This is a genomic window from uncultured Maritalea sp., from assembly GCF_937139385.1.
GTDB classification, from domain to species: Bacteria; Pseudomonadota; Alphaproteobacteria; order Rhizobiales; family Devosiaceae; genus Maritalea; species Maritalea porphyrae_A.
The window spans coordinates 1-6,210 of the sequence record NZ_CAKZPW010000105.1 but is presented as its reverse complement, the minus strand read 5'-3'; the positions used below and the strand labels follow the sequence as shown (position 1 = coordinate 6,210).

8 protein-coding genes are annotated in these 6,210 nt (G+C 48.7%); 4 read left to right on the top strand and 4 right to left on the bottom strand.

Translation table 11 applies throughout. The features are described from left to right. Positions 1–8 precede the first annotated feature (8 nt). The 4 genes from Q0231_RS04250 to Q0231_RS04235 all read right to left on the bottom strand — a co-directional run bounded on the left by Q0231_RS04250 (position 9) and on the right by Q0231_RS04235 (position 3,574). Positions 9–830, bottom strand: a complete 822-nt coding sequence (locus Q0231_RS04250) for a helix-turn-helix transcriptional regulator (protein ID WP_299345515.1) — start codon at positions 828–830, stop codon at positions 9–11. 158 nt (positions 831–988) lie between these two features. Next, on the bottom strand, positions 989–1,201 hold the full coding sequence (locus Q0231_RS04245) for a helix-turn-helix transcriptional regulator (protein WP_299345512.1): 213 nt from the start codon (positions 1,199–1,201) through the stop codon (positions 989–991). Between the two features lie 60 nt (positions 1,202–1,261). Further along, entirely contained in the window at positions 1,262–2,416 is a 1,155-nt protein-coding gene (locus tag Q0231_RS04240) for an MFS transporter (protein ID WP_299345509.1), read from the bottom strand. A gap of 183 nt (positions 2,417–2,599) precedes the next feature. Beyond that, the gene (locus Q0231_RS04235) at positions 2,600–3,574 is read right to left on the bottom strand and encodes a LysR family transcriptional regulator (protein WP_299345506.1); all 975 of its coding nucleotides are present in this window, start codon (positions 3,572–3,574) and stop codon (positions 2,600–2,602) included. A gap of 134 nt (positions 3,575–3,708) precedes the next feature. Between Q0231_RS04235 and Q0231_RS04230 the strand changes: the two genes are divergently transcribed. The 4 genes from Q0231_RS04230 to Q0231_RS04215 form a co-directional block, all read left to right on the top strand. Beyond that, positions 3,709–4,485, top strand: a complete 777-nt coding sequence (locus Q0231_RS04230; RefSeq protein WP_269393009.1) for a transporter substrate-binding domain-containing protein — start codon at positions 3,709–3,711, stop codon at positions 4,483–4,485. 223 nt (positions 4,486–4,708) lie between these two features. Continuing rightward, on the top strand, positions 4,709–5,356 hold the full coding sequence (locus Q0231_RS04225; RefSeq protein WP_269393008.1) for an amino acid ABC transporter permease: 648 nt from the start codon (positions 4,709–4,711) through the stop codon (positions 5,354–5,356). A 19-nt stretch (positions 5,357–5,375) separates the two neighbouring features. Then, positions 5,376–6,032 (top strand): amino acid ABC transporter permease, encoded by a 657-nt coding sequence (locus tag Q0231_RS04220; RefSeq protein WP_299345500.1) that lies wholly within the window; start codon positions 5,376–5,378, stop codon positions 6,030–6,032. Between the two features lie 14 nt (positions 6,033–6,046). Further along, a partial coding sequence (locus tag Q0231_RS04215) for an ATP-binding cassette domain-containing protein (protein ID WP_299345518.1) occupies positions 6,047–6,210 on the top strand: 164 nt, incomplete at its 3' end.

Here is a 6,210-nt window from a genome sequence, read left to right as displayed (position 1 = left end):
AATTCATCTCAGCAACTTCTCACGTCCCGAATAGCCGCGCTCATTGCAGTGTCGTAGATCATGGGTTGATCAAACCCCAGAACCAATGCCTTGGCCACCGCGTGATCGCGCGTTTTTGCTTGCAGCTTTTTTCGGCAGCGGGTGAATGTTTTCTTCACTTGGTCTTCACTCAACCGCATCAAATACTCAATCTCAGCAAACTGCCGCCCAGAGGCTGCAAGGCTAAGGCAATCACGCTCCGTCGTTGTTAGCCCAACATAGGATGGCAGATGGTCTTTGCGGATGCCTGTATCAAGAACAGAGCATATGGCCTTAAGGTGGTGCTGATGTGTCGACCAATATGCGCTGAATTCGGTTTCGGTCATGGATGAATTCCTCAAGCCCATGCCGGAGGTAACGCCGTTGATTTGGTCAATATCCAAAGCGATCGTTACCCCTTGGTTCATGTCATATGCCCGGTCGATTTCGTTTTGCACGACAAAACGTTTTCGCTCTTGTGCGGGGATATCCGCCTGGTCCAACAATTCTTCGGTATCAACCCAAATTAAATCGTCACGCCCTGAAGCTAGCAAGGGGATCGTTACATCATCATCAAGCAGTCTTTGCGGCCCCGTATCATCCGCCCAGCCTTTGGGGTAGCTGTGGCGGAACATCATGGCGTTGCTGGATCCTTGCAAAAACACTTCAGAGCGAAACGGAATGATGCCATATCCGATTCCATCTATTCCTAGCTCTTCAAAAGCTATCTGGCACCGGTGCCAATGCGTTTCCAAACATGTTGCTTCTCGTGTTTGATAGGCGATGTCCAAAAATGCATTTCGAGCGTTCATTTTAGCAGTTCCCCCCCCCAAGATTTATCCATGTCTGTCGGTCATGGTTTTTGATGCAATTTTGTAGCACCCAAGGTCTGATGCAATACCGTAAAAAGTGCCAAATGGCGGTCCAACAGCACCTCAGTTGCAGTTGGAAAGGGGCGTCGACGCGATGTTCATGGCTGGATAATTTTGGCCTTGATGGCGATCGCAATTGCTTGGTCCCGCGTCCTTGCATTTAGCTTTTTCTTTGCGGATTCAATATAGCTCTCAACGGTGCGACGGCTGATCTGCAATTGAACAGCAATATTGGCAGGGCGAAGTCCCACAGCAAGAAGCTCCAAGCACTCTTTTTCTCTTGCCGAGATTTCACACAGTTCTTCAGACATCTGGTGCACCAAAACACATCGGATTTCGGTAAATGCTGATTGCTAGGTCACACTGTTTGTTCATGCGGGGGCGGGACCTTTTTGTGCGGCTAGTTTCCAAGTGAGACTGAAAACCGTTAATAGGGTGAAAAGTATGAAACTGGGAACAAAGAGGCCATGTGGTTCCCAGGCCTGCATAGAAAACCCATTTATGATGGGCCCAACAAGCGCTGCAAGCGCGTAGAACATTCCAAATCCCGCATTTGCATTGGCAAGGTCTTTGCCCCGATAGCGATCGCCTATCATAGAAATGGTGACGCTATAGATACAGGATACGCAACCTCCCCAAACGAACAGCACCAACAAAAATGCGGTCGCGCTTGAAAGAGCGAAAGGTATTGCTAAGGCTCCCATCGCTCCTATGACAGCGCAAATTGTTAGCGTGGGTTGCCGACCAATTTTGTCCGAAAGAATGCCGATTGGCATTGGAAAAACCAATCCGCCAAGCGCAAACGCTGTAAGTGTGTAGGCCGCAATATCGTCTTCAAAACCAACGCGCAGCGCGTAAACTGAAATCAAATAGGCAGGAATATCCTCAAAAACGCCATAAACAATGACGCCAAAAGCGGCCAAAGGTAACAAAAGCAACAACCGAGACGGGATCATGCCATTGGAATGATCTTCGACTGAAACGGGTTCAGAAACCGTTTTATCTTTCGTGGGCAGGATCAACAATCCACCCAATAGCAGAGCTGCAGAAACGGAAAGAAACGGGAAGAAACCACTTTGCCCGATCTCAGGTTGTATAAGACTTCCAAGCGCAATGCCAAAGAAGAACGAGAATGAATATGCACCTGTTATCCTGCCGCGGTTCTCTGTCTTAGTAACGACGTTTACCCAATACTCGCCAACGCGGAAAAAAAGCCCAAGACTGCCGCCAAATATAAAGCGAAGGGCGAACCATGCCGCAAGGTCACTAGTAAGCGCGAATCCAAGAATAGAAATTGCTGCCACACTCAAAAACAACAAAAGCAGTGTTTTTGTCGAGAACTTGGTTTGAAGGAAAGGCAAAAACGGCTGGACAATGAGCCATCCCAGGGCTGGCATGGCAGAAATTAAGCCAATTGTTCCAGCGTTAACGCCATTGTTGTCTAGAACTATTGCAAGTAGTGGAAAAGAAATACCATACCCAAGTGCAGCAACTAATATGGGCGTAAACAACAACCAATGACGCAAAACAACCTCCTAAAATTTGACAGACTTTAGTATGGCTTTTGCAATAATGAAATAGTGAATGTGTTTTTGTTGTGTGGCCGGACGAAACGATTGTGTTTCACCTAAGAAATTGCCGCACACCCACGTCCTTACTGGATTTAGATGCTTCGGAGCAGCTTCTGGCGCACGCTGGTCGATCTCAAGCTAACTGTTGGCACGCGTAGTTGCGTATGTCCGTTCTGAGATATCGATCGCTGAAAACTCCTTTGCGACCGCTGAAAGAAATATTGCCTCCGCGTCGGATTTGCGGCGGGCAGGGTTGTTGATCAGGTAAATGTCAATCATCGGCAGGTCGTCATATGGGGGGAGTTGGCGCAGGTGCCCGGCGGCAACGTCCATCTCTGCCACATGCAAGGGCAGGGCGCCCACACCAATGTTTGACATGATCATGCGCCGAATTTCATTCAGGCTAGAGGAAACACCTCGCCAAGTGTTGGCCAATCCCAGCCGTGCACGTAGATGGGAGATTGCTTCAAGCGGTCCACCCTCGGCTTCGGTTTGGAAGGCAACAAAAGGCTCACCTTCAAGTGCCTTGGGGTCAATGTCCTTCACACTAAAAAGCGGGTGGCGGGCACCACAATATAGCCCGAAGTACTCTCGATAAATAACCAAGGCGTCCAGGCTCTTCGGCATTTTTGACAACAGGCAAATGCCAAAACTTGCGCGGTTTTGTGCAATCATGGTCTCAACCTCGTCACTTTCGCTGACTGAAAATGAGTAGGTGACGTTGGGGTGTGCGTTGGAAAATCGATCCAAAAAGTCATCAAAATGCTCAGAGATCACATGGCTGGTGATGGCAATGGACAAATGTCCGCGAAGTTCCGTGTTGTCGACATCCATAAGCGATGGCAATTGGGATACCGCGCCAAATATTGTTGCGCATTCAGTGTAAAGAACTTGCCCCGCCCGGGTAACCGTGAATTCATTTGGCTTACGAATGATTAGAGTTTGTTCAGTGACCTGCTCCAATCGCTTCAGCGCAAATGAAATTGTTGGTTGTTTTAAGCCCAAGAAATGGGCCGCTTTAGATATCCCACGTTGCTCAACAACAACCATGAACGTACGCAACAAGTTCCAGTCTAGGTTCCAAGGGAAGCGGTGATGTGACGGGTTATGCATAAATCTCACCTATATTAAAGATGTTATATATTTATTTGCGCGATATCGTTCGTCATGCAAGTGTCTTTTTTGAAATTCGACACATCGGGTAGGCAAATGCCGGCCAAATGTGAAATCAACAAGGGAGAGAAAACATGACCTTTCGTCGTACATTTTTGAAATTTGCAGTAGCCGCAGTTGGTTTTGCCGCAATGGGGATGACCCCAGTTGTTGCAGAAGAGCTGGATACGCTAAAAGAAAAGGGTGTCATTCGCATCGCAATGTCTGGCGCATACCCTCCGTTCAACTTCGTGAACGAAGAGAACCAAGTTGTTGGCTTTGATCCAGCTGTCGGCACAGAAATCGCAAAACGCATGGGTCTAGAAGCTGAAATCGTCACCACGGCATGGGACGGTATTATTGGCGGTCTTTTGGCAAATAAATATGATGCGATCGTTGGTTCAATGACCATCACCGCCGAGCGTGATGAAGTCGTTGATTTTGTTGGACCATACTATTCTGACAAACGCGCGATCTTCACAAAACCTGGTTCTGATATCAAAAGTCTTGCGGATTTGGATGGTAAAAAAGTTGGGCTAACACTTGGCGAAACCCACGAAGATTGGGCACGCGCTAAGGGCTACAGCATAAGCACTTACAAAGGTCTGCCTGAATTACTGCTTGAGCTGGAAAACGGCCGAGTTGATGCAATCGTGAACGATTCGATTGCCGCCATTCTTGCAATGTCTGCAAAGGGTCAGCAATTTGCAATGTTTGACGATCCTGAAACAAAACCGTTTGGTGCAGGTATTGCCATCCGTGAAGGAAACCCAGCGTTGGCCGAAGCAATGCAAAAGGCTTTGGATTCTATGATGGAAGACGGAACCTACCTCGCGCTGGCCGAAAAATGGATCGGTGCGGACATCCGCTAACTCTATTGGCAAAACTCCCGTCGCAGTTTGCGGCGGGACATCGTTTGTAGATGCGTCGCGGGCACAATTGATCGGTTCTATATTGCTGCTGCAAATGGCTTGCGCGATCGTTTACAATGAAGAATAGCTCAAGCAGGTTGCTCTTTGATCATGCACATGTGTTTTGGCGCGAGTTATGGCGGCGCATTGGTGGCAGTCGCCCCAATCAACGAAAGGATAGGTTATGGATTTTGAGCTGATGCAAAAGGTCTATCCATTTTTTCTTGAAGCAGCATGGGTGACCATCCTTCTGTCTGTCCTCACTGCAATTTTGGGTTTGACGCTTGGAGCACTTGGGACGTTTGCACGATTGTCTCGCTTTGTTGTGCTGCGCGCAATTGGTGCTGCCTATGTCAGTGTGTTCCGCGGCACCCCAGCTCTAATACAGCTCTTCATTTTATACTTTGGTGGTCCGCAAATTGGCATTCAGTTAGATGCGTTTCAAGCCGGCGTGATTGGCCTTGGCATCAATGCCGGCGCCTATATGACCGAAACGATCCGTGGTGCCATTATCTCCATCGACAAGGGCCAAACTGAAGCGGCACGAACGCTTGGGTTGAGCCGCTGGCAGACCATGTACAAAGTGATCTTGCCACAGTCCCTTAGGTTGATGGTGCGCCCGCTCGGCGTAAATATCAATGCGCTCATAAAGGCGACTGCATTGGTGGCCGCAATTTCTGTCGTTGAACTCACCTATACCGCGCAGCGCTATATCGGCTCAACGTACAAACCCTTTGAAATGTTCCTGCTCGCAGGCGTTCTTTACATGATCATCATCTATGTGGCCGGCCGAGGTGTAACTTGGTTGGACCGCAAAGTGCAGATCACTTGATCTGAAAAAGGATAAACGGATGGGACTGGATTTCTCTATTCTGCCAAAATACATGGATGTGCTGTTATTGGGCTGTCTATGGACCATCGGCATCACGGTTGCCGCTGCACTATTGAGCTTTTTTGTTGGCATCTTTTTCGCCGTAATCGCGCTTTATGCACCATGGCTGATCAAACAACCCTTTCGCCTAATCGAGTGGGTTTTCATGGGCACGCCGCTCCTGCTTCAGCTTTTTTTGATCTACTTTGGGCTCGTACAAATCGGCATTGATCTCCCCGCATTCGTTGCCGGGGTCATTGGGCTTGGATTACACTTTGCTGTCTATAACTCTGAGTTAATCCAGACCGCTATTCTTGCAGTAGACAAAGGGCAAATGGAGGCCGCGCGTACGCTAGGTTTGAGCCGAGGGCAAGCCTTGCGCAAAGTGGTTATTCCTCAAGCTGTCCGCGACGTTATTCCCCCAATTGGCAACAATATGATCGCTTTATTAAAAGACAGCGCGTTGGTTTCAGTGATCGGCGTAAGTGAGTTGACGCTTTCCGCGCAACGCATGATCGGCAAGACATATCGCCCGTTTGAGTTCTATCTGCTCGCGGCTGCGTTTTATTATACCATCAACCTGGGAATGGAATGGGTGCAGCGCAAGATTGAACGCCGCATTGCCATCTCCCGTTGAGTTAGGAAATCACCATGAACGAACAGATAAAATTCGTCGAAATCCGCCACGCTCAGAAGTCTTATGGCGATTTAGAGGTTCTCAAAGACATCAGCCTGACCGTTGACCGCGGCCAAATTGTTGGCATCATTGGCTCTTCTGGATCTGGAAACTCAACCTTGTTGCGCGCTATAAACGA

Excerpts from the sequence above, each read along its gene's own strand:
- Q0231_RS04235 (WP_299345506.1), bottom strand. The coding sequence starts at position 3,574 with ATGCATAACCCGTCACATCACCGCTTCCCTTGGAACCTAGACTGGAAC.
- Q0231_RS04225 (WP_269393008.1), top strand. The coding sequence starts at position 4,709 with ATGGATTTTGAGCTGATGCAAAAGGTCTATCCATTTTTTCTTGAAGCA.
- Q0231_RS04245 (WP_299345512.1), bottom strand. The coding sequence starts at position 1,201 with ATGTCTGAAGAACTGTGTGAAATCTCGGCAAGAGAAAAAGAGTGCTTG.
- Q0231_RS04250 (WP_299345515.1), bottom strand. The coding sequence starts at position 830 with ATGAACGCTCGAAATGCATTTTTGGACATCGCCTATCAAACACGAGAA.
- Q0231_RS04220 (WP_299345500.1), top strand. The coding sequence starts at position 5,376 with ATGGGACTGGATTTCTCTATTCTGCCAAAATACATGGATGTGCTGTTA.
- Q0231_RS04230 (WP_269393009.1), top strand. The coding sequence starts at position 3,709 with ATGACCTTTCGTCGTACATTTTTGAAATTTGCAGTAGCCGCAGTTGGT.